Below are 23643 nucleotides of genomic sequence, written 5' to 3'. Positions count from 1 at the left end.
GTTCTAGCAATACTCATGTTCTTAAAAATAGATGTAATGGAGAACAACAACATGCCAGCATATAAAGCACCACTGCGCGACATACGATTTGTGATGGACGACCTACTTGACTTCACAAGCCATTACCAAGAATTGCATAGTGCCACTGAAGTCGATCATGAAACTCAGTTTGCCATTATAGAAGAAGCCGCAAAGTTTTCTGAAAACGTATTGTCGCCGCTAAACGCCATCGGAGATCAAGTCGGTTGTACTTGGCATGCAGACGGCGTAACCACACCTCCGGGATTTAAAGAGGCGTACCAACAATATTGTGAAGGCGGGTGGCCAGCCTTAGCCATGCCCGAAGCTTTTGGTGGTCAAGGCCTTCCTGAGTCTATGAATATAGTGGTCAGTGAGCTTGTTTCTAGTGGTTGTGTGGCATGGTCGGGTTATCCGGGCTTGCGAGAAGGCGCCATAAAAACCTTGCTGAGTTATGGTAGCGAAGGATTACAGAATACTTATCTGCCCAACTTAGTGAGCGGTAAATGGACAGGAACAATGTGCCTGACAGAGTCTCATTGTGGTACCGATTTGGGGCAACTTAAAACTAAGGCGATACCTGTTTCAGAAACTGAATATGAACTTTCAGGTACAAAAATATTTATATCATGCGGCGACCACGATGTTGCTGAAAATATTGTGCATATTGTGCTGGCTCGTTTACCAGATTCTCCCCAGGGAAGTGCCGGCATTTCTTTATTTGTTGTCCCTAAATTTGAGGTGAACTCAGATGGTAGTTTAGGAAATAGAAACCAAGTTAATTGTGGTTCGATAGAGCATAAAATGGGGATCCATGGTTTTGTGACTTGTGTCATGAACTTTGATGGCGCTAAAGGTTTTCTAATAGGCCAGAAAAATAAAGGGCTTGAGGCCATGTTTACCTTTATGAATTCAGCTCGTTTGACCACAGCGTTACAGGGGTTAATACATGCTGAAGTTGCTTATCAAGGTGCGGTTCCTTATGCACAAGAAAGGCTCGCCATGCGCTCTCTCAGTGGCAGCAAAAATCCAAACGGCCCAGCGGACCCAATTATCGTGCATCCAGACGTACGCCGTATGTTATTAACTATCAAATCTTTCTCCGAGGGTTTTCGCGCCTTTGCCTATTATGTCGCGCAACAACTTGATTTGTTAGAGCACGGCAAAACAGACGAATCAAAAACACAGGCAAAACAGTTACTTGCACTGTTAACTCCGATCTGCAAAGGGTTTATGACTGAACTGGGTTTTGAGGCTGCTCATCATGGCGTTCAAGTCTTTGGTGGACATGGCTATATAAGAGAATGGGGTATGGAGCAAAACCAAAGGGACAGTCGTATTTCAACTTTGTATGAGGGCACAACAGGCATACAAGCGTTGGATCTCATTGGTCGAAAAGTATTGGGCACCAAAGGGGTTTTATTAAGTAATTTCAGTACTATTATCATGGAATTTTGTGAATCTCAGCAAAACAATCAAAACATGCTGGAATTTACCCAACCGCTAAAAGAAGTCACCACACAATGGTTAGTACTCGCTAAATCCATAGGCCAATCAGCCGCCGCTGATCCAGAGGAACTAGGCGCTGCATCAGTAGACTTTTTGATGTTTTCTGGCTACGCCACTTTAGCCTATTTTTGGGCAAGAATGGCCCAGGTATCCTTTGAAAAACTGCAACAAGAGGGAGCTGACACAGATCTTTATTCTACCAAAATCAACACTGCCAAGTTTTATTTTCAGCGCATATTACCGCGCACCGCTACGTTGAAGTTAACGATCCAATCGGGTGCTGAAAATTTAATGCAAATCAACGCTGAGCAATTTTAAGGCGCGTGCCTGCTTGCCAACTCAAACACTTATTATAAAAATTAACGAACGAGGCAATAATGACAAAAAGCAACAGTGCAAAACTACCATTAACAGAAACACTGCAAAGTGTGTTCGATAGTGGCTGTGAGCAATATAAAGGTAACTCAGCCTTCAAATGTGGCGCGGATAGTTTAACCTACGGCGAGTTACAGCAAAGCTCGAGAGATTTCGCTGCTTATTTGCAGACCCAAACAAATTTAAAGCCAGGGGATAGAATTGCACTGCAACTGCCAAACTGCCTGGCTTATCCAGTACTAGCTTGGGGGGCAATAAGAGCAGGTTTAGTGGTCGTTAACGTTAATCCGTTGTATACAAAAAATGAGCTTGCACACATTTACAAAGATTCTGGTGCAAAAGCGTTAGTGTTATTAAGTTCCTCAATTGATTTGGTGACATCTTTGGTAGATGAAACTGACATTTCGTTAATGGTTTACCTTAAAAATACGCCAGCTAAAGATCCAAAATTAACGGTAGAAACCTTTAACTACCATGAGGTGTTAGAAAAAGGTAGCCAGTGCGAATATATACCATTTGTGGTTCACCCCAGTGACATTGCCTTGTTGCAGTACACTGGCGGCACCACAGGGTTATCCAAAGGGGCAGTGTTAACTCATGCAAACCTTATCAGTGCGGCGCGTAGTTTTTGGAATACCACATCGGTGTTTGAATCAGGCAATGAAACCTTTGTGGCTCCATTACCGCTATATCACGTATACGCATTTGTGGCCCACTTAGTGGTAGGTGTCACTTATGGTGTGACCAGTATTCTGATTAGCAATCCAAGCGACCTTAATAGTTTTTATACCGCGTTACAAAAGCAACCTTTTAGTTTATTTGTGGGCATCAACACCTTGTTCAATGCTCTGTGCCATGATGAGGACTTTAAGACCTTAGATTTTAGCGGCCTAAAGTTTACCTTGTCTGGAGGCATGGCTCTTAACCGAAGTGTTGCTGACAAATGGCAAGCACTCACTCATTGCGTTATTAACGAAGGCTATGGTTTAACCGAGTCCTCAGCGGGAGTCATCATTAATACTGATACCCAAAGGCGTTTGGGTTCAGTCGGCAAACCTATGCATGGAGTCGAAATCAAAGTTGTCGCTGATGAGGGATATTTGGCAAAAGACGGTGAAAAGGGTGAGTTACATATCAAGGGGCCGCAGATAATGCAACAGTATTGGCAGAAACCAGAAGCGACAAAAGCCGTCTTGAATGATGGATGGTTAGCAACGGGAGACGTTGCAACAATTGATGAAGATGGCTTTGTATATATTGTTGATCGCATCAAAGATATGATCATTGTGTCTGGGTTTAATGTGTATCCGGCAGAGATAGAACAGGTAGTGAATCGCTTAGAAGTCATACAAGAGTGCGCAGTCGTAGGAGTTGAATCATCGGATACAGGCGAAGCGATTGAGCTTTACGTTGTACTTAAACAAAATGGTTTGACTGAAAACGCCATTATTGCACATTGCCGTGAAAATCTAGCCGCCTATAAAATACCCAAAAATGTGATATTTATTAAAGAGTTACCTAAATCACCCGTAGGTAAGATACTCAAACGTAACCTAAAGGCGAGTTAAAGAGTAAAGCTGACAAAAAGCTGGTAATAAAGATATAAGCTTAGCTAAGCACTAAAACCTACTTTTCCTGCCAGTGGCTTGTGTAAACATTCACCGCAAATGACGTCAACATCGAGGTCATTGCCACAGGCAGTGTGGATCAGTTTGTAGGGGCGATCCATGGCAGGGAAATAATCTAGCACCCACTGCCTTAAAGCCAGTGTCATGCCGTATAGTGATTCGCCTTTTTCGGTGAGGTTATACTCATAACGAGGTGGGGCTTCTTGATAAAGGTTACGAGTGAATACGCCTAAATCCACCATCAATTTAAGCCGGTCAGCTAAGATGTTGGTGGCAATTCCGAGCTGCTGGTGGAAATCGTCATAGCGACTTAAACCAAGGAAAACACTGGCCACAATCAAAGTGCTCCACCTATCACCTATAATTTCAATGATATGCCCTAAGCGATAATCAGAATCAGTCAGAGTATTGACCCGAGAGCGTCGTTGCGCGCTGATACTATCAACGACATTTTCAATTTCGCTTGTTTGTATGTCTGGATCATGGATGCGTTCAACATCTTTGTATGTGACTTCAGCATGGCAATGGCGACATACACAAATGGGTTTTAAGGGGTGATGTGGCTCTAATTTATGGATCAGTACCGACGGCATATTGGTGCCAGCTTGATCAGCCCAGTGAGTTTCCCACTCCCAAACCATCAATGCCCAAGGATATAACGCCAGTCCTTTTTCAGTCAGTTTATATTCATAACGCAAAGGTGATTGGTTATAAGGCACCTTGTGTAGCACGTCTTGCTCAATCAAAAAATCTAACCTGTTGATCAGGGTGCCTCTGGCTATCTTAGTAAATTCTCTAAATTCACTAAAGCGATGACGACCTAAAAATGCATCCCGCAGAATCAGTATGGTCCAACGATCACCCACAATTTTCAAAGCCCTAGCAACAGGATTTGAGGCTATTTGATATTCAATATTCATCAATAAATGTTATCCCATCTTAAAGTCAAAACATAGCTATCAAACAATAAACCTTGATCAAGTCTCGGTTCGCTGCTAGTTTAACACACTAACTTTCACTATAAGACTTACAATATGCAAGATTGGTTCAATACACATTTATCTAAATTAAATAAAGCACTTGATGCCTGCCAACAGCGTTATTCTTGGAGCGCATATACTGAAAGCCCTAGTAGTAAAATCCACGGTAAAGAGATCCCTAAAATAGGTAAGCAACGTTTTGAAGCCATGTTGAATAAAGACTACCCCATGGACTTACCTGGAGAAAAAGGCAGAACGGGAGCAGAGGTTTCACCTTATACCCGAGAGCCCCTAGGCATTACTTATCCTAAGGTGGATGTTGCAGAATTATATTCTGAAATAGGCCAAGGAGTCCCAGCTTGGACGAATGCTAGTGTGGACACTCGTGTGGGTATTTGTATGGAAATGTTAGAGCGTTGTTCCAAGCAACTGTTCGAAAACGCCCATGCAACTATGCATACCGCAGGTCAAAGTTACATTATGGCATTTGCCGGTAGCGGTGCTAATGCCTTAGACCGAGGCTTAGAAGCTTTAGTGTATGCCTATAAAGCGATGAAAGATGTGCCCGAAACAGCCCAGTGGACTCGCACCTTTGGCGCCGCTGGGGATGCCAACTTAGTAAAAGAATATCGCCTAAAACCTCGAGGTGTAGGTGTGGTTGTATGTTGTGCAACTTTTCCTTTATGGAATGGATATCCAGCGTTAACTGCTAGTTTAGCTACCGGTAATCCAGTAGTGTTGAAGCCCCACCCGAGTGCAATTCTACCAGTCGCACTGATGGTAACAGTGTGTAGAGAGGTGTTAAGTGAAGCAGGATTTGACCCAAATCTAGTCACTATGGTGGCAGACACCAAACAAGAACCCGCCACTATGGCGTTGTTAGAGCATCCAGACACCGCCATTATCGATTTTACGGGTAGCCCTACTTTCGGTAATTGGATTGAGAAAAATTGTCAAAATGCATTAGTTTATACCGAAACCGCGGGTTGTAATTCTGTCGTTATTGAATCGACTCACGACTTATCACAAATGGCCAGCGCTATTGCCCAATCGTTATGCCAAGCGTCAGCACAAATGTGTACTAGCGTTCAAAATATTCACATTCCCGAACAGGGCATTGTAGTTGCTGGCCAATCAGTGAGTTTTGATCAGGTGGCTGAGGCCATAGTTAACGCAGTCGATGCGCAACTTGCCGATCCCAAACATGCGTCCTTTTTATGTGGCACCTTAGTCACTGAAGATATCTATGCCACCATTGATAGACTGACTCAGGTTGGAAATGAAAAAGGCAAAATTCTGAGACATTCTGATTCTTATGACAATCCAGAATTCCCCAAGGCGCGCACCGCCACCCCACTGATTATTGCCTTGTCTGAGGACCAAAGAGCTTACTATCGAGAAGAATTGTTTGGCCCGATTTCTTTCATTATCAAAAGTGCAACAGCGGAACAATGTTTAGCTGAGGCGACACGTAACGCCCGCGAATGTGGGGCGATTACTTCCCACGTCTATTCTACAAATGAAGACTTTTTAGAAAAAGCACAAGACGCATACAACGATGCTGGCGCGTCGGTAGCCTGTAACTTAGTTGGCATGCCGATTAATTTTGCTGCGGCTTACAGTGATTACCATGTAACGGGAATGAATCCAGCCGGTAACGCCTGTTTGACTGACTTGGCCTTTGTCGCCAACCGTTTTCGTATAGTGCAGCGAAAAAGAATGAGCTAGCCGCGGCTTACTTGTGGTTCTGGCTCCGTTTACTGTTGCTCAGTGATGTAAAGAAAGTAGAGAAAAATGAATGACTGATGTATTTATTGCCGGTATTGGCATGACCTCCTTAGGTAAATTTGTTGATAGAAGTGTTAAACAATTAAGCGCTGAAGCGGTGTCGTTAGCCTTATCTGATGCTGATGCCGAAAAATCTGATATTCAAGCCGCGTGGTTTTCGAACACCAGACAAGGTTTGTTAGAAGGGCAAAACGGTATCAGAGGCCAGTGTGCTTTAAGACCGCTGGGGTTTGAAGGAATTCCCATCACCAATGTTGAAAATGCCTGTGCATCTGGCTCCAGTGCGTTATTACAAGCTGTGGCACATATACGTGCACAAATGTGTGATATCGCCATAGTAGTAGGCGCTGAAAAAATGTTCTTTCCAGAAAACCGCGACGGCATGTTTCGAGCATTTCTTGGCGGTACTGACATTCATCGACTACAAGAATTCCAAAATATGGTGGAGCAACAAGCCATAGAGCAAATTCCCGAAGCGTTTAGAGGTGTAGATACAGGGCAAAAAAGTTTCTTCATGGACAGTTACGCCGCCCAAGCACGTTTGCATATGCAACGTTTTGGTACCACACAAAAACAGCTCGCCATGGTAGCGTCTAAAAATCATTGGCACTCGACTATGAACCCCGCAGCGCAATACCAACAAGAATTCAGTGTTGATGAAGTGCTCAATGGGCGACTCATCAGTTGGCCATTTACGTTACCTATGTGTGCGCCGATTTCTGATGGTGCGGCAGCCGCTGTGGTGTGTTCCGCAAAAGGTTTGTCGAAGCTCAATGCCAAACGAGCCATTAAAATTAGGGGAATAAGTCTCGCTAGTAGTTCAAACCGAGCACCAGACGAATTTGAGCGTCATATCGGGCGAGTTGCGGCAAGCGCTGCTTATGAACAAGCATCCATCGACCCTGCCGATGTTGATGTAGTTGAAGTCCATGATGCAACTGCCTACTCAGAAATCCAACAAATCGAAAATCTAATGTTATGTCCTCTAGGTGAAGGCGGTGGATTTACCGAAAAGGGAGAAACCAAATTAGGTGGCAAGGTGCCAGTTAACCCTTCTGGGGGATTAGTGTCTAAAGGCCACCCAGTGGGAGCGACAGGCATTATGCAGATCCATGAGTTAATGACGCAGCTGCGCGGAGAGGCGGGTAAACGGCAAGTGTTAGATTGCAAAGTAGCGGTCGCGGAAAATGGTGGCGGGTTTTACGAAACCGAAGAAGCAGCAACAGTTGTTACTGTGCTTGAACGCGCCAATAGAACTTAGTCATTAAAATATTGCCAGCTTTGGAGTTGTAAAATTGAACACATTATTAAGCGGTATACGGGTATTGGATTTTGGTCGATACATTGCAGGGCCATTTTGTGCCACCTTGTTGGCTGATCTTGGGGCCGAGGTTATTCGCATCGAAAAACCTGCTGGTGGAGAAGACCGCTATACCGTGCCTGTGACCTCAGAAGGTGAAGGTGCCTACTACATGCAAATTGGTCGTAATAAACAATCCATGACCTTAAATCCCATGAGTGAAGAAGGACAAGAGATTGTAAAACGTTTGGTTAAAACTGCAGATGTGGTAGTGGTGAATGTACCACCAAAGGCTCTCAAGAAAATGGGGCTCGATTACGAGTCCTTATGTGCGATTAATCCCAGTATCATTCTAACCTTAAATACTGCATTTGGATCTACTGGCCCATATGCCGAGCGTGGTGGCTTTGACACTATTGCGCAGGCGATGTCTGGAAATATGCATTTGAGCGGTACTCTGGGTAATCCAGCTAAATCATTTACGCCTTATTGTGATTTTGGTACAGCTTCACTGAGTGCGTTTGGCACGCTTGCGGCAATAATGCATCGCATCCAAACGGGTGAGGGGCAGGTGGTTGAAGGTAGTTTGCTAAGTACCGCTCTAACCTTCAATAACGCCGCATTAATTGAAGAAGCCTTGCTGCAGAAAAACCGCCAAGGAACGGGTACCAGAGGGCAATACAATGCCCCTACTGATACCTTTGAAACCCAAGACGGCTGGCTTTCCATCCAAGTTGTGGGTCAGGGGTTGTTTAAACGCTGGTGTAATTTATTAGAACTTAATCAATGGCTTGAAGATCCCAAATTCAGCAGTGACCAACTCCGTGGTGATAACGGACAACTCGCCAGTCAAAAAATGAGAGAATGGTGTTCCCAGCGCACTAGTCAAACTGCCATGGCGGAGCTGTCAAAAGCAGGCATACCAGCGGGAGAATTATTAACTCCGGCGCAAACCTTGAAGAATGAACAGGTGATAAAGGGTTATTTATTACATCCTCTTGATTATCCAAATAGTCCTCAAGCTGCGCCAATAGCCAATCATCCAATAAAATATTCGAAAACTGAAACCGCTAAGTTTACGCGGGCGCCAACTCTTGGTGAGCATACTGAGATCATTTTGAAACAGCTAGGCTATCAGCAAAATCAGATACAAGAGTTTCAGCAAAGAAAAGTTATCTAGGGTTTGATGTGAACTAGCTACAACTTTTAGGCTGGCACGTTATTATACCAATCCATCCTAACAATTGATCGCTCAGCGAGATTTAAAATCACCTAATCAAGGCGCTCGAATGAAGCAATAGTTATTCTATTGTAAGTTCGAGCAACGCGGAGTAGGTGCTTTTAAACCTCGCCCAAAGGGAGAATACCAGCGACTTTCACTCTTCGTTCTAGCCCTTTGAAAGGGAGTGGCCATTCCTGCAGGACTACGCCTCGATTGAAAGTCGCTGGTGTTCTCTGAGTGACTAATTGTTAAGATGAATTGGTATTAAAACTATCACCTTCGAACTTCTCGTGAGTTCGAAGTATCTACTGCTGTCTCAAGTTAATTGCTCACCCCCCTCTTATTTCCAACCACTAACATTTTTGATGTTATTGCCCTAAACCCTCTAAAAACAAAGCTACACAATTAGTAAACAATTTATTAACAATAAAGCTTGCATTAAAGGACTCTTAAATATACAGTTTTATCACTTGCGTTATTAGACCATGTGTAAGCCGTCTTAAAACGTGTAATTTAGTTCTGAATTTTCAGGAGCAAACGATGCAAAAAAATTATAAAAAGAAACGCGTAGCCTTATGCATATCAGCGTTATTAATGGGCAACAGTATCAATTCAATCGCCCAAGAAGCCACTGAATCGGATTCAGAACTATCTTTAGAGGTGATACAAGTCACCGCGCAAAAACGCTCGCAAGGATTGCAAGATGTGCCTATTTCAATTAGTGCTATTTCTGGAGATGTACTCAAAAATAGCAATATGAACTCTCTCACAGACATGGCTGCCTCAGTACCTAACCTGACAATTACGAAATCTGGTATTACTAATCAGATTGGAATACGGGGTATCTCTTCAGGTGGCAATAAAGGTTTTGAGCAATCAGTTGCCATGTATGTTGACGAAGTGTATTACGGCCGTGACCAACTGATACAACTGCCGCTGGTTGATTTGGAGCGAGTCGAGGTGTTACGTGGCCCGCAGCCTATTTTATTCGGAAAAAACGCCATTGCAGGTGCAATAGGCCTGACTTCGGCGCGCCCAACTGAAGATTTTGAAGCCTCGATTACCACCTTATATGAGTTTGAACAGGAAGAGTTTAAAACTGTAGGCATAGTGTCTGGCGCCCTAACAGATAACGTCAATGGCCGTTTTGTGGCGTCTTATCGTGAAATGGACGGTTGGATTGAAAACGTGACCTTAGATCGCATGGAGCCCAACTTAGAGCAACTTTATTTAAGAGGTATGCTTGAGTGGGATTATGACAACCTGAATATACTTCTAAAAGCAGAGACTTCTACCTTCGATACCATAGGCAGAGCCATTGAAAACCACTCTCCTATAGGCAGCTATTCGACCATATTCAGCGGCGGACTCTTTGTTGAAACCGACCAAGATTATAAAAGCCAAAGTAACGGTCAAGAGAGTGCTAACCAAGTTGATAACCTGATGGTTAAATTTGATTACAACTTAAATGGTTATACCTTAACGTCTACCACCGCTTACTTAAAATACGATACAGATGAACTAATAGACGTCGATTATACTGGGTTGGATTTGTTTAATGGTTCAAACCAAGGTGAAAGTTTCAAACAATGGAGTCAGGAGTTTAGAGTTGCATCACCTACAGATGGCGATGTCGATTATATTGCAGGCGTTTATTTACAAGATAACGAATTAGTTACCTATGACAATGTATTGTTCGGCAGTACTTTTGCCGCAAACCCCGCTTATGTACCAATTGTAAACGGTAGTTGGGATAGAGATTATTCCCAAGATTCTCAGGTATTTTCGGCATTTGCCCAGTTAAATTGGCGCATCACCGATAAGTTGTCACTTACTGCCGGTGCTAGATACAGTAGTGAAGAAAAAGACGCACACCGAGTTTTAAATTTATTGGGAGCCGATACCACTGGCATACCCGCTAACGCACTTTTCGAGGGCTCGCCAGCCTTTGGACCCCAAGCTGGATTTGAAGTGATGATGGGAGCTATAAAAATCTATGCTCACGACTTAGAGGGCAATCGTAAAGAATCACAACTCGACCCTCTGGTAAACCTTCAATACAAAGTCGACAAAGATACCTTGCTTTATGCGTCATATACCCAAGGCAGCAAAGGTGGCGGTTTTGATATCAGATCCAATAGTTATCCTGAAAACCCAGTCAATCCCGGTTCATTTGAGTTTGAAGATGAACAAGCAACCAGTTATGAAGTGGGTGGCAAATTTGGATTTGGTGTAGTGGAAGTGAATGCCGCTGCATTCTATACCCAGTATGACGACCTCCAAATAACCCAGTTTGATGGCACGGTTGGCTTTAACGTACAAAATGCTGCTGAAGCCGAAATCCAAGGTATAGAAATTGATGGTCGATGGTTGATAGCTGAAGCATTAGTACTCTCAGGCTCAATTGCTTATTTAGACTTTGAATACCTTGATTTTGACATCGCACAATGTGCCCCAAATTTAGTGTTACCTGATCAGGTACTAAGCTCAACAGTTGAAGGTTTATGTAACCTTTCAGGCGAGCGCGCTATCTATACGCCAGAACTTAGTGGCAGTTTGCGGCTGCAATATCAGCAAGATATTAGCGATTGGGCCTATGTGACATACGGTTTGAATATGGAATATAGCGACGAATACAACGCAGGTGTCACCCTTGATCCCAATACCATGCAAGACAGCTACACTCGATGGGGTGTGCGAGTCGCATTAGCCGATTATGATGATAAATGGCAAGTCGCGCTTATTGCCAATAACATCACTGATGAAAGAGTCATGACGCTTTCAAATTCATTACCTTTTGCGACTACCCTTACTGGCGGAACCGGCGTTGCCTATTACGGTATATACGACCGTCCAAGAAGTGTGGCGCTGGAGTTGACCTATAATTTCTAAACCCATTTTCTATAGTTTTTGCACCACCTCTTATGAGGTGGTGTTAGGTCTCGTTAGACAGGAATCAGAATTATGATCTTAGCTTCATCGCTAGCCGAAAAATTAACTTTGCCAGTCATGCAAGCGCCGATGTTCTTAATCTCGGGGCCAGACATGGTAGTTAATGCTTGCCGTGCAGGGATCATTGGTAGTTTTCCGACCCAAAACGCGCGTACTCCAGAAATCCTTGACCAGTGGCTAAGCGAAATCAGTAACCGTTTAGCACAGCAGCAAATCTCGACACCTTGGGCAGTTAATCTCATTACCCATCCTACCTATGCTAGAGGTAAGGATGATTTTGAGATGATTCTCAAACATAAGCCGCCAATAGTGATTACTGCGTTAGGCAGTCCGGCTGCGCTAGTGGAAGAGGTGCATAATTATGGAGGTATTGTACTGGCTGATGTGATTAACCCGAGTTATGCAAAAAAGGCGGCGGCTGCCAAAGTGGATGGACTAGTGTTAGTGAGTACTGGAGCCGGTGGACATACAGGTTATCTTTCACCTTTTGTATTTGTACAAGAAATACGTAAGTTTTGGCAAGGCTTAATAGTACTAGGTGGCGGTATAGGCAGTGGTAAGGCCGTTTTAGCGGCTCAAGCTATGGGGGCGGATATTGCGTATTTAGGCACACGCTTTATACCTACCCATGAAAGCCTATGCCAAACAGAATACAAACAGATGGTAGTGGACTCTTGTTCAGACGACGTAGTGGTATCTGACGCAATTACTGGTGTAAAGGCCAATTGGTTGCGTCAATCTCTTATTAATGGTGGTTACAACCCTGACAAGATGCCAAGTGCTGCAAATATCAACTTTGCCAGTGCAGCAGGGGCAGAAAACAAGCGTTGGAAGGATATATGGGCTGCTGGTCAAGGAGTGGCTAGCTCAACAGAAATTCAAACCATTTCCGAGATAGTTGCAACTTTGAGTGAAGAATATCAAAGCTCTCTAACAAATTTATTAGATAAACAAAAACATTCGGCACAGCCTTTGAATACCGAGGAACTGCAATGATCATTACCGATAAAAATAGACTAAAGCAATACCACAGTAGTGGTGAATGGGATCTTAGGCGGCTAGATGACTTATTTTACGACACCGCTAATCGCTTTCCTCAGCGTGTTGCTTTGGTGGACCCCGCTGATAAAGAAAGTCTCACCGGCCAAGCAACACAGCGTCTTACCTACCAAGAATTGGCACTCAAAATCAATCAATTAACCGAAGTATTTCTAAGCAATGGTTTGGTCAAAGACGACATTGTATTAGTGCAAATGCCAAATGTAGTGGAATTAATCTATACCTATCTGGCAGCATCACGGTTAGGAATTATTATCAGCCCTGTACCAGTGCAATATCAGGAAAATGAATTGTCGGGTATCTTAGATATTCTTGAACCTAAGGCAATCATTCTGACACCTACTTTTAAACAAACGTCTTTGTTAGAAAGAGTTCGCAATAGTATTAAGTTGTCGTCGATGCACTCACAGTCACCCAAAATTTTATCCTGGGGACAAGGTGACGCAGATTGTAATTTATCATCAGCGATAGAAGAGGTGAGTTCGTTTACGCAATATGCTGATTACTCTGAGCAACACGAGATTAGTGCAGATGATCTGATTACTATTTGTTGGACATCAGGCACAGAAGGTACCCCTAAAGGTGTGCCTCGAAGTCACAATCAGTGGCTAGCCATAGGCAAAGCTACCTATCTAGGCAATCAAATTCAGGACAATGAAACCTTACTTAACCCATTCCCATTGATCAATATGGCGTCCATAGGTGGGATGTTTTTAAGTTGGCTGTACAGCGGTGGGAAATTAGTATTACATCATCCTCTTAACCTAGCGGTTTTTCTGCAACAAATTGTCAGCGAAAAAGTCAACTACACCTTGGCACCACCCGCATTACTTAACGCTTTACTAAAAGATGAAAAGCTCAAAAATGCTATTGATTTTTCTAGTATCAGAGCCATAGGTTCTGGTTCTGCCCCTCTTGATGTGTGGATGGTGGAAGGCTATAAAAATTTGTTTGGGATAGAAATAGTGAATCATTTTGGTTCCAACGAAGGGGTCAGTTTACTCTGCGGACCAAATGAAACCCAAAGCCCAGAAAAACGTGCCCGATTATTCCCTTGTAAAAGTGATTTGTTAGAAACCCGTTTAGTGAACGTCGAAACGGGGCAACAAATTTCAGAAATGAACACCTCTGGCGAATTGCAAATTAAAGGTGCTGGGGTGTTTGATGGTTACTACAAATCACCGTTAAAAACTGCCGAAGCATTTACTACTGATGGTTATTTTAAAACAGGTGATTTATTCCAAATTTCGCTCCAAGACCCGCAGTTCTACACTTTTATAGGTCGTTGCAAAGATTTAATTATTCGCGGCGGAATGAACATCGCACCCGCTGAACTGGATAACCTACTCAGTGCTCACGAAAGTATCTTAGATGTCGCCGTGGCGTCGTATCCTTGTGACATTATGGGTGAACGCATTGCTGCATTTGTTGCCTTCAAGCCCGGAGAATCACTAACTCTTGTTGAACTTACTGACTATCTAAAACAGCAACATGTGGCGTCATTTAAACTCCCAGAAAAATTGGTAATAGTGCCTGACATTCCTCGTAACCCATTAGGGAAAGTGTTGCGCTATCAGCTTTCTGAACACCTGTGATTCAGTGAGTTAAAACAATTAACGTTTAAAATTAAGTTAAAAAGGAAATCCTATGAGCACTAAATTAATCAAAGAATATGAAGCTCTTGATACACCCGAGTGGACAGGCTTGGAAGAGCACTATCACAATGTTAATCCGTATTTGCACGGCGCTCTCGGACCAACAAAGTTTGAACATACTGAAGATGAATTAGAAGTATTGGAAGGGCAGGTGCCTGATGACCTGACGGGGGTGTACATCAGAAATGGAGCCAACTCGCGCTTTGCGAGTAAAGGTCCACATCATTGGTTTGATGGTGATGGTATGTTGCACGCTTTGGCATTTAAAAATGGTAAGGCGAGTTATCGAAACCGTTGGATACGTACCAAACATTTCAACATGGAAAGCGAAGCACAAAAAGTACTGTGGCCAGGTTACGCGATGCCAAGACCCGATCCGAACTCACCGGTAGGAAGCGGTAGCGATTTCTCTATTAAAGATGGCTCAAATACCGATGTTGTGTGGCATAACGGAGCCTTGCTCACAACTTTTTATCAAACAGGTATCCCGTATAGAGTTAATCCGGTGACACTAGAAACGGAAGGGCAAGAAACCTTTAATAGTAAACTTCCCAGACAAATGTCGGCCCACTGTAAAGTAGATGATGCTACCGGTGAATTAATGTTCTTCGACTACAACATGGAACAACCGTATTTAACTTATGGGGTAGCCGATAAAAACGGCCTGTTAACTGACTACGTTGAAATACCCTTGCCTGGGGCACGGTTGCCTCATGATATGGCAATCACAGAGAACTATTCGATATTGATGGATTTGCCTTTGCATTGGAATGAAGGCCGCCACGGATTACATTACTTTAAAGACCGTCCGAGTCGCTTTGCGGTTATTCCGCGCCATGGAAAACAAGAAGATATTCAATGGTTTGATGCAAGCGCCTGTTATATCTACCACACCGTTAATGCCTATGAAGAAGATGGCAAAATCATCATGGATGGTTGCCGTCAACCTGATCCTATTATGCCTAGGCAGCCCGGTGATGGCGTAATAGAACGTATGAAATCTGCTGGTACTTGGCACGACGTAAAATTGTATCGATGGACCTTTGATTTAGCCACAGGTGAAACCACTGAAGAACAGCTGGATGATACCAATGTAGAATTTCCAATGATTAATTCTGATTGGGTGTTAGGTAAAAAATATCGATACAGTTATTCGACTTTGATGCCAAGCGATTCATTAATTAACTTCAGTGGCATATTTAAGTTTGACCATGAGACTCGTGAAAACCAAACATACCAATTCCCTGCTGGAACCTGCGGTTCTGAAACGCCTTTTGCTCCAGCCGATAACGCCCAAAATGAAGATGACGGTTATCTTATTAGTTTCCTCACCGACAACGAAAGCGGCAATAGTGAAGCGCTAATTTTTGACGCCCGTAAGGTAAGTTCCGGCCCTGTTTGTCGATTAAAAATTCCAGAACGTGTACCTGTTGGATTTCACGCATGTTGGGTTAGCAGTGATAAGGCCGTAGGGTTGTAAGAACGGTTAAAATCAAATGTCAGTGTGGGAAATTTATGAATAATCAAGATATTTACGTACTAGGTGGCAGCCAGACAGACTATAGCCGTAATTGGGCTAGAGAAGATAAGGGCATTTACGAATTGTTTGAGTCATGTTTGCAACAAGGCTTGAGCCAAACAAAAATCCCCGCTAAGGATGTAGATGTTGCTCATGTCGGTAATTTTGTGGCTGATTTATTCACGGGACAATCACAGCTAAATGGCTTTTTTGCTCACGCTGAACCTGCCTTTGGCGACATTCCAACTTCTAGGCATGAAGCGGCCTGTGCTTCTGGTTCTATGGCTTTGCTAGGTGCGATGCGCGACCTTGAAGCAGGCCATTACCAGCTGGCCTGTGTTATGGGCATAGAGTTAATGCGCAATGTCGATTCCGCCACTGGAGCCAGTTATTTAGGCTCCGCCGCTTGGGTAGGCAAAGAAGCGCAAAATTGTCGTTACGTTTGGCCCAGATTATTTGCAGATTTGTTAGAGCATTATCAACAACGTTATGGGTTAGATACTCAACATTTAAGCCGTATATCCGAGATCAACTTTGCTAATGCTAAACGTAATCCCAACTCGCAAACTCGTAATTGGAAGTTTACCTCTGACAGCTTTAGTCAGCAGGATGAATTTAACCCTATTGTTGAAGGGCAACTGCGTAAACAAGACTGTGGTCAAATAACAGACGGTGCCGCAGCGGTGTTTTTGGCAAACAAAAGTTACGCCTCCGAATACGCAAAAAAACACAATATCGCGCTATCTGCTATTCCAAGAATAAAAGGTTGGGGGCATCGAAGTGCACCTTTGTTAATGAAACGCAAGCTTCAGCAAAGTTCTGCAGACGGGTTAATCTTTCCACATGTTCAAGGCACATTTAACGACGCCTTAAAACGCGCCGCAATAGAAAATATTCACTCGTTAGATTTACTAGAAGTACATGATTGCTTCTCGATGACTGAATATATGTTAATCGACCATCTGGGATTGACCGCACCTGGTGAGTCTTGGAAAGCCATAGAAAACGGCAGCATAGATTTTGCTGGGAGTTTGCCTATTAATCCAAGTGGCGGGTTGATAGGTTTGGGTCACCCAGTCGGTGCCACGGGAGTACGTATGATGTTAGATGCCTACAAACAAGTCACGGGGCAGTGCGAGGATTATCAAATCGAAAATGCTAAAAACGTTGGCATCTTTAACCTTGGTGGCAGTGCGACGACTTGCGCATCTTTTATTGTTGGTGCGGATCGTCATTGAGAATCTAGCTTAAATCCCAAAGTCATCTTAAAGAATTCAGGAAAAACAAAACATGAATCAAGCATATATATACGACATTATTCGCTCGCCAAGAGCAAAAGCCAAACCCGAGGGTGGTTTACATGACGTTTCTCCGTTTGAATTACTCAGTACTCTATATTCAACATTAGAAAAGCGAACCGGACTTAACCCAACAGATATTGGAGATGTTATCTTAGGCTGCGCTACTCAGGTGGGTGAACAAGCTGGCAACATCGCGAAATCATCGGTTATGTATCATGGCTGGCCGAGTAATGTTGCTGGATTAACAGTGAACCGCTACTGTTCATCGGGTATTGACGCGGTGAATATTGCTGCGATGAAAGTGATGACAGGAATGGACTCTTTGGTGGTTGCTGGTGGTATTGAAATGTTATCTCGGACTCCTATGTTTGCTGATAAACCCAGTCCATTTATGGATATTAAATTGGCCTCAAAAATGGGTATGTTTATGATGGGAAGTGGTGCCGATTTAGTTGCATCACAATATAAGGTGAGTCGTGAAGACGCTGACAAGGTGGCCTTGTTAAGTCATCAAAGAGCGGCCCACGCTAGAGATAGTGGTTACTTTAAGTCTATTGTGCCAATCAATAATGCGGCAAAAAATACCAGCTTCAAGGATGACGAACTCATTAGGCAGAGCACTTTGGAAGGGCTGGCTCAAATGAAGCCTTCCTTTGCAAAAATAGGTGAGCAAGGAGTCGATGCAGTATATTTACAAAAATTCCCTGAATTAGAACATATTGAACACGTGCACACCCCTGCCAATTCACCATCTATGGCCGATGGTGCTGCTGTTAGCCTGATTGGTAGTTTAGATATTCAAAACCAATTAGGTGTTGCTCCGAGAGCGAAAATCACCGCAATGTGTAATACCAATGCGGATCTTTATTCGGTAATTACTGGTGCCGTTATAGCGGCCAAAGAACTAATGCGTCGAGAAAATATCACGGCTAACCAAGTAGATTTATTTGAAATTCACGAAGCTTTTGCAGCCACTATGATCATGTGTAAACAAGAGTTGGGAATCGACGATGATAAGCTGAATGTTAATGGTGGTTGTATCGCTTTAGGCCATCCATTAGGCGCTACCGGTACTATTATGCTGTCAACCTTGCTTGATGAGCTAGAACGCCGCAATCTGAAAACTGGGATAGTAGCGGCAAGTGGCGCTGCCGGAACTGGCACGGCATTATTGATTGAACGTGTTTAAGTCACCCAAGCAATTTCATCATTGGGTGACAAGCGCCGTTTACCGAACAAGCTTTACCGCTAGTCTTTGCATAAAACACTAACGGTAAACTCCTATCTTTGGCGACGAGGTTTAGGGTGTAGTGAGTACAATATTGTTCTCTACACCTTTTTCGACATTAAATGTCATGCTGTGTTCTGTACCTTGATGATTGAATATCACTTCATATTCTCCGTAAAAACCGCGGCCGCTGAAGCTTCCCTCGGCGCTGGTTTTCGCTTTAAACTCACTGTGCCATTGATTAAATATTAAATCTTTCCATACTCGAGCGTTGGGTTTCTCGCGCCAATCTAGGTCGTATAATGCGGCTTCTGGCACCCAGTGCCTACCCGCCCAAAATCCCCATAGCTGGACACCAACAGTTGCAGGGTGACTAAAGAAAATAGTAATAAAGTCACGGGTGTAGTCAGCTTGTAACTGCTCATCTTGTGTTGCGACGTCGAACTCAGTAGAGCGAATATCGGCATTTGGGAATGCCGAGTGAAAACGCTCAATAATGCTATAAACCTTAGTAATATCAGTGAGTACGTCACTAAAATGACTTTGTAACCCAATGCCATCAATAGGCGCATTGTGGGTGTATAAATATTCAATGGTATCTTGGTAGTGTTGTTGATGAGCCGTATCTAATCCCGCGGACGATAAAATACTGTAGTCATTGATATAGAGTTTATGTTCAGGCAAGTTAGTGCGGGCTCGCTCAAACCAATCAAGCATAATGTCATCACCAAATGCATCCATTAAATAATGATTGTCGTAGGGTTCGTTTAGTACGTCCCACTCAGAAGTTAGACTCGCTGTTTTTGACGCAATATCATCGATATGATTAGTGACTGCAATTAAAGCTTGGGGATCTGCACTGCTAGGGTCATCAGGCAAATATTGCTGCATGCTATCAGGCATGTTGCGTTTAGAGGGCCAAACTAAAACATGACCTCGGGTGTAGAAATCGTTATCTTTTAACCATTGCAAACCGGCTAGGGTGGTGTCTTGGTCAAAACTGCTGCCCCATTCTCCAATCCATGGTCCCCATTTTAAGTCGTTTTCTGGACCTGCTTGATTGAAAAGTTCCAATACTTTATTTTGGTAGGTTTTTGCGTCTGCATCTTCACCTAGTAACAAATTGGACACTACGGCAGAACCGAAGTGATAAGCATGTTTACGCATAGTGATGTCGATATCCATATCGGACAATTTGTCACCGCTAGAAGTTTGCATGGTTAACGTAAAATCACCTTTGCGATATTCTTCAATACGCGCTGCAGCTGCAGCTCGCCATTCAGCATCTTCACTTTGGCCGCCGTAGGTTGCCTCGGTTTGTGGTAGGTCTGCAAAAGCAATATTTTGCTGATAGTTGTATAATTCAATGCCGGCCAACTGAAACTTTTGAGGCCTGTCTCCCGCGCCGAGTTCAAACATTAGGCTCAATTCCCCCTGAGCAAACTCTTGGGTAACTGTTGCGGGAATGAAAAATTCCTGCCATTCACTGGCACTATTGATGTTGCGACTAATCAATTTAACGTATTCCGGTTCTGGACCTTGCAGCAGAACACGGGTAAAGCCCGTTCCGGTTTCGTATTGGCTGGTGATAGTGCGAAAATATAAATGCAGTAATAGGTTATCACCCACTTTCACACCTTCACTAAGACCAAGACTAATGTTGCCATTCCATGTAACGCCCGAAGGATTGGTGATATCCACTTCCAAGGCTTGGTTAAATTGAGGGTGCGTCAGGTCAACTATTCGGCTAGTACCTACGGGTTGACTGCCATTACCTTCCCAAAACGACGCAGCAGACAAAGGGTTGGAGGCTAAGATATAAGTGCCACCTTCTGGTACTTGCATCTCACCGGTTTGAGGTGGAGTAGGCGAACTGACATTAGTGATGGTTACTGTTATTGATTCACTACTTGTCGCGCCATCGTCGTCGGTAACAGTAATAGAAAACGTTAGTATTTGCTCGCTGTCTACTTCAGGGGCGACAAAGCTTGCTGTGGCGGTGTCTGCAGCGACCAAGGTCACGGTTGTGTTGGTTGAGGTTAACTCCCAATTGTAGGAATTTATCGTTCCATCAGAATCTGAAGCGCTACTAGTAAGTGTTACCTCGCTTAGCTCCTCAACAATCTGGTCACTACCTACATTAACGGTAGGCGCAACATTGACTGCGGGTGCAGGTGTTGTAGGAGAATTTGTAGAGGAACTATTTCCTCCGCCTCCACCACATGCACTCAAATAGAAGCAGGACAGAAGTATGAAGAAGGTTTTTTTACTTATGTACATCACGCAAACCTTGTAAAATTAATGTTAATTTCAACAAGGTTGTCATCAGATTTTATAGAATTCAATTCTGAAAATAAGTAAACGCATTATGTATCATGGTTTCGCTACTTTATCTGAAGTATCAGTAGGTTAACTTTCTATTATTAATCAATAAGGCGCATTTTTAACTAGAGCTTAGAGAGAGTATTTGTTTACACTAGTATGTAAATAAATTGCAAACGGTGACAACTTGGTGCGAGTAGCGGGTGTTTTTCATAATTTAGCGTTTTTACTAGTAGGTCTAGTCATTTTTCAGCCTGCTTTATTGGCAGCACTGCAATGGCCTGAGGGTAAAAAAATAGCAATCAGTCTGTCATATGATGATGCGCTTAGCAGTCAACTTGATAACGCGGTGCCAGCATTAAATCAACGGGGTCTTAAAGCGTCATTTTATATTGTGCCTTTGTCGGATGCATTTAAAAATCGTATCCAACAATGGCGCCAGTTAGCTCAACAGGGTCATGAACTGGGTAATCATTCGTTATTTCATGCCTGTCATAGTGGTAAACCCGGCCGAGAGTGGGTGCAACCATGGAATGCGTTGGATGATCGAATGGTACAAGCTATGGTGAATGAAATAACTTTAGCGAATACCTTGCTTACTTCACTAGATGGAAAAAGCACACGCACTTTCACACCACCTTGTTTCGATCAAATGGCAAAGGATGGCAATTATGTAGAAGCAGTAAAAGCGCAATTTATTGCAGTGAAAAGTTTAGAAGATCCAAGTTTTGCTGCTTTAATTGCACCCAATAAAATTAGCAGCGCAGAGATCATCGAATTTATTGAAAATCAGCCCGTAAACATCAAGTTGATTAACGTGCTTTTTCACGGGGTGGGCGGCGATCACCTAATCACAACCACAGAGGAACACGCCAAGTTCTTAGATTATTTGCTAGCGAACAAAGATAAATATTGGGTAGATACCTATCGCAATATTATGTTGGCCAAGAAACAACAAAGCCAGTAGTCATCAAATTGAGAAGCATGCTTCCTGACAAGGCGTAATTTTTATAGAATTAACTACGCAATTTACACAGGTAACCTTTTAGATGACGCAAAGCTGCGCCGACTCCCTTATTGTCCTCGACTTTGAAACCACTGGCTTATCACCGGATATGGGAGATAGAGCTATTGAAATTGGCGCGGTGCGCTTAGAAAAAGGACAAGTGGTTGAGCGTTTTCAGGCGTTAATGAACCCTGGGAAACCCATCAGTGGTTTTATCGAAAATTACACGGGTATCACTAATCGAATGTTAAACCAAGCGCCGCCATGTGATGAGGTTATGGATAAATTTGCTGATTTTATCGAGGGCAGTAACCTAGTCGCTCATAACGCATCCTTTGATAAACGTTTTTTGGATGCTGAATTAGGCCGTATAACGCGCAACTACAATGGCCACTTTGCCTGTTCTTTGCTTATCGCACGGCGTTTATATCAACAGGCTCCCAATCATAAATTAGGCACTCTCATTAGTTTTAAAAACATTTCTTCAGAGGGCGATTTTCATAGAGCTTTATTTGATTCTGAAATGACAGCCAAGTTGTGGATGACAATGTTAGCAGACATTTCGCAATTGACTCGCGTAGACGACGTGCCTTTTGAATTAATTCAAAAACTCACTAAAACCCCGAAAAAAGCGGTAAACCGGTTATTGCAGGCATTACCATAGTCTATGAGGCATTTGATACTAAGGGTTGTAATTATGTGTATCGACAATAGGGGCTAATGTGTTGATAATGGACCATTCAGTCTGATTATCTACAATTCTACAGGAATGGTTGTGAAAATTACCTCATCAATTTACGTGTCGCTCGTATTTACTGCTATGTTGATTTCATCATGTTCAGCAGTTAATCCAAAACTTGAGTCTAGCCCAGTTGCATCAACAGCTATTTCAAAAAGTACCCTTAAACAAGAAGTTCACTCCTTTGCGGATGTGGTGGCTGTTACTTCGAAATTGAGTCAGCAATACGGTGAAGATAAGGTGCTAATTGTCATGGATATTGATAACACTATTCTAACCAGTACTACTGATATAGGTAGCGATGTTTGGTATCAATGGCAAAGAGGAAAGCTTGATATTAAACCTAGCCCATCACAAACAGTTGGGTGTTTATTTGAAGATTCAATTGGTTTGCTATACGAATTAGTACCGATGACGTTAACCGAGCCTCAGCTCGATAAGACGATATCAAATTGGCAGAAATCTGGGCACACTGTTATGGCGTTAACCTCGCGGGCCCCTAAATACCGCGCCGCAACAGAACGCGAGTTAATCCGCAATCAAGTGGATTTGAGTGCTAGTGCCCTTACGCCTGTAGGGCAAAATACCTTTATGTTCAGAGAAGTAAAGGGACGTGAATTGAGTTACATGCAAGGGGTAATGATGACTTCAGGCATGAATAAAGGCGAAATGCTGCAACATATTCTAAATAAAGCCAACAGAGAGTTCCCGGCAATCATATTTGTGGATGATTCCCAAAAGAATATCGATGATATGTACAACACTTATCAAGATATAAAGAATGTAGATATGCGTATTTTTCACTACACCCATATTGAAGAGCAACGTGAAAAGCAATTTGGCCAAGTATTAACTCAACAACAAGCTGATCTAATGGGCCAGCAATGGCAACAATTGAATGCGACCCTTGGGCAGATTTTTCCTGCAAGAAATTTAGAGCAGGGTTGTTTGTCGCAATAATTGCTTGGGGTTAATCAGGCGCGGTGACAGATAAATAATGCCCGCTTCGAGTATGAGTTTGCAAGGATATAGGGGCTGAAGT

General features: G+C 43.2%; 16 protein-coding genes. 14 read left to right on the top strand and 2 right to left on the bottom strand.

Translation table 11 applies throughout. The features are described 5' to 3' along the window. Window positions 1–51 precede the first annotated feature (51 nt). Window positions 52–1845 carry an acyl-CoA dehydrogenase C-terminal domain-containing protein gene (locus tag KO534_RS16540; RefSeq protein WP_215931023.1) on the top strand — a complete coding sequence of 598 codons (1794 nt, stop codon included), beginning with the start codon at window positions 52–54 and terminating at the stop codon, window positions 1843–1845. Window positions 1846–1904: 59 nt separating this feature from the next. After that, entirely contained in the window at window positions 1905–3470 is a 1566-nt protein-coding gene (locus KO534_RS16535; RefSeq protein ID WP_215931021.1) for an AMP-binding protein, read from the top strand. 44 nt (window positions 3471–3514) lie between these two features. Here KO534_RS16535 and KO534_RS16530 read toward each other — a convergent pair whose 3' ends face one another. Beyond that, window positions 3515–4450, bottom strand: coding sequence for a winged helix-turn-helix transcriptional regulator (locus KO534_RS16530; protein WP_215931019.1), 936 nt, complete (start codon window positions 4448–4450; stop codon window positions 3515–3517). A 114-nt stretch (window positions 4451–4564) separates the two neighbouring features. Between KO534_RS16530 and paaN the strand changes: the two genes are divergently transcribed. From paaN to KO534_RS16485, 9 genes are all read left to right on the top strand, one after another. Next, window positions 4565–6238, top strand: coding sequence for a phenylacetic acid degradation protein PaaN (gene paaN / locus KO534_RS16525; RefSeq protein ID WP_215931017.1), 1674 nt, complete (start codon window positions 4565–4567; stop codon window positions 6236–6238). Window positions 6239–6308: 70 nt separating this feature from the next. After that, window positions 6309–7559 (top strand): thiolase family protein, encoded by a 1251-nt coding sequence (locus KO534_RS16520; RefSeq protein ID WP_215931015.1) that lies wholly within the window; start codon window positions 6309–6311, stop codon window positions 7557–7559. 34 nt (window positions 7560–7593) lie between these two features. Then, entirely contained in the window at window positions 7594–8778 is a 1185-nt protein-coding gene (locus KO534_RS16515) for a CaiB/BaiF CoA transferase family protein (protein ID WP_215931013.1), read from the top strand. Between the two features lie 582 nt (window positions 8779–9360). Further along, window positions 9361–11712, top strand: coding sequence for a TonB-dependent receptor (locus KO534_RS16510; protein WP_215931011.1), 2352 nt, complete (start codon window positions 9361–9363; stop codon window positions 11710–11712). A 72-nt stretch (window positions 11713–11784) separates the two neighbouring features. Next, window positions 11785–12768 (top strand): NAD(P)H-dependent flavin oxidoreductase, encoded by a 984-nt coding sequence (locus tag KO534_RS16505; RefSeq protein WP_215931009.1) that lies wholly within the window; start codon window positions 11785–11787, stop codon window positions 12766–12768. Then, window positions 12765–14426 (top strand): class I adenylate-forming enzyme family protein, encoded by a 1662-nt coding sequence (locus tag KO534_RS16500; protein WP_215931007.1) that lies wholly within the window; start codon window positions 12765–12767, stop codon window positions 14424–14426. Before KO534_RS16505 ends, KO534_RS16500 begins: the two co-directional genes overlap by 4 nt. A 52-nt stretch (window positions 14427–14478) precedes the next feature. After that, window positions 14479–15966: a carotenoid oxygenase family protein gene (locus KO534_RS16495; RefSeq protein WP_215931005.1), complete on the top strand. Its 1488-nt coding sequence runs from the start codon at window positions 14479–14481 to the stop codon at window positions 15964–15966. Between the two features lie 35 nt (window positions 15967–16001). Further along, window positions 16002–17243, top strand: a complete 1242-nt coding sequence (locus tag KO534_RS16490; protein WP_215931003.1) for an acetyl-CoA acetyltransferase — start codon at window positions 16002–16004, stop codon at window positions 17241–17243. A 52-nt stretch (window positions 17244–17295) separates the two neighbouring features. Further along, window positions 17296–18495: an acetyl-CoA C-acyltransferase gene (locus KO534_RS16485; RefSeq protein ID WP_215931001.1), complete on the top strand. Its 1200-nt coding sequence runs from the start codon at window positions 17296–17298 to the stop codon at window positions 18493–18495. A 111-nt stretch (window positions 18496–18606) separates the two neighbouring features. On the opposite strand, the gene KO534_RS16480 is transcribed toward KO534_RS16485, so the two are convergent. Further along, complete coding sequence (locus KO534_RS16480) at window positions 18607–20814, bottom strand: endo-1,4-beta-xylanase (RefSeq protein WP_215930999.1); 2208 nt, start codon at window positions 20812–20814, stop codon at window positions 18607–18609. A 232-nt stretch (window positions 20815–21046) separates the two neighbouring features. On the opposite strand from KO534_RS16480, the gene KO534_RS16475 reads away from it, so the two are divergent. The 3 genes from KO534_RS16475 to KO534_RS16465 all read left to right on the top strand — a co-directional run bounded on the left by KO534_RS16475 (window position 21047) and on the right by KO534_RS16465 (window position 23561). Continuing rightward, complete coding sequence (locus tag KO534_RS16475) at window positions 21047–21823, top strand: polysaccharide deacetylase family protein (protein WP_354667954.1); 777 nt, start codon at window positions 21047–21049, stop codon at window positions 21821–21823. 82 nt (window positions 21824–21905) lie between these two features. Further along, window positions 21906–22526 (top strand): 3'-5' exonuclease, encoded by a 621-nt coding sequence (locus KO534_RS16470; protein WP_215930995.1) that lies wholly within the window; start codon window positions 21906–21908, stop codon window positions 22524–22526. A 111-nt stretch (window positions 22527–22637) separates the two neighbouring features. After that, window positions 22638–23561, top strand: coding sequence for a DUF2608 domain-containing protein (locus tag KO534_RS16465; protein WP_215930993.1), 924 nt, complete (start codon window positions 22638–22640; stop codon window positions 23559–23561). The last annotated feature ends 82 nt before the right edge of the window (window positions 23562–23643 follow it).

This window comes from Paraglaciecola arctica (assembly GCF_018861065.1).
GTDB lineage: Bacteria > Pseudomonadota > Gammaproteobacteria > Enterobacterales > Alteromonadaceae > Paraglaciecola > Paraglaciecola arctica_B.
Note: the sequence above shows the minus strand (reverse complement) of the source record. Positions and strands in the feature narration are given on the sequence as shown.

What these genes read in the sequence shown, in the direction of transcription:
- KO534_RS16490 (WP_215931003.1), top strand. Translation starts at nt 16,002, where the DNA reads ATGAATAATCAAGATATTTACGTACTAGGTGGCAGCCAGACAGACTAT.
- KO534_RS16535 (WP_215931021.1), top strand. Translation starts at nt 1,905, where the DNA reads ATGACAAAAAGCAACAGTGCAAAACTACCATTAACAGAAACACTGCAA.
- KO534_RS16480 (WP_215930999.1), bottom strand. Translation starts at nt 20,814, where the DNA reads ATGTACATAAGTAAAAAAACCTTCTTCATACTTCTGTCCTGCTTCTAT.
- KO534_RS16485 (WP_215931001.1), top strand. Translation starts at nt 17,296, where the DNA reads ATGAATCAAGCATATATATACGACATTATTCGCTCGCCAAGAGCAAAA.
- KO534_RS16530 (WP_215931019.1), bottom strand. Translation starts at nt 4,450, where the DNA reads ATGAATATTGAATATCAAATAGCCTCAAATCCTGTTGCTAGGGCTTTG.
- KO534_RS16505 (WP_215931009.1), top strand. Translation starts at nt 11,785, where the DNA reads ATGATCTTAGCTTCATCGCTAGCCGAAAAATTAACTTTGCCAGTCATG.
- KO534_RS16495 (WP_215931005.1), top strand. Translation starts at nt 14,479, where the DNA reads ATGAGCACTAAATTAATCAAAGAATATGAAGCTCTTGATACACCCGAG.
- KO534_RS16470 (WP_215930995.1), top strand. Translation starts at nt 21,906, where the DNA reads ATGACGCAAAGCTGCGCCGACTCCCTTATTGTCCTCGACTTTGAAACC.
- KO534_RS16500 (WP_215931007.1), top strand. Translation starts at nt 12,765, where the DNA reads ATGATCATTACCGATAAAAATAGACTAAAGCAATACCACAGTAGTGGT.
- paaN (WP_215931017.1), top strand. Translation starts at nt 4,565, where the DNA reads ATGCAAGATTGGTTCAATACACATTTATCTAAATTAAATAAAGCACTT.
- KO534_RS16510 (WP_215931011.1), top strand. Translation starts at nt 9,361, where the DNA reads ATGCAAAAAAATTATAAAAAGAAACGCGTAGCCTTATGCATATCAGCG.
- KO534_RS16520 (WP_215931015.1), top strand. Translation starts at nt 6,309, where the DNA reads ATGACTGATGTATTTATTGCCGGTATTGGCATGACCTCCTTAGGTAAA.
- KO534_RS16540 (WP_215931023.1), top strand. Translation starts at nt 52, where the DNA reads ATGCCAGCATATAAAGCACCACTGCGCGACATACGATTTGTGATGGAC.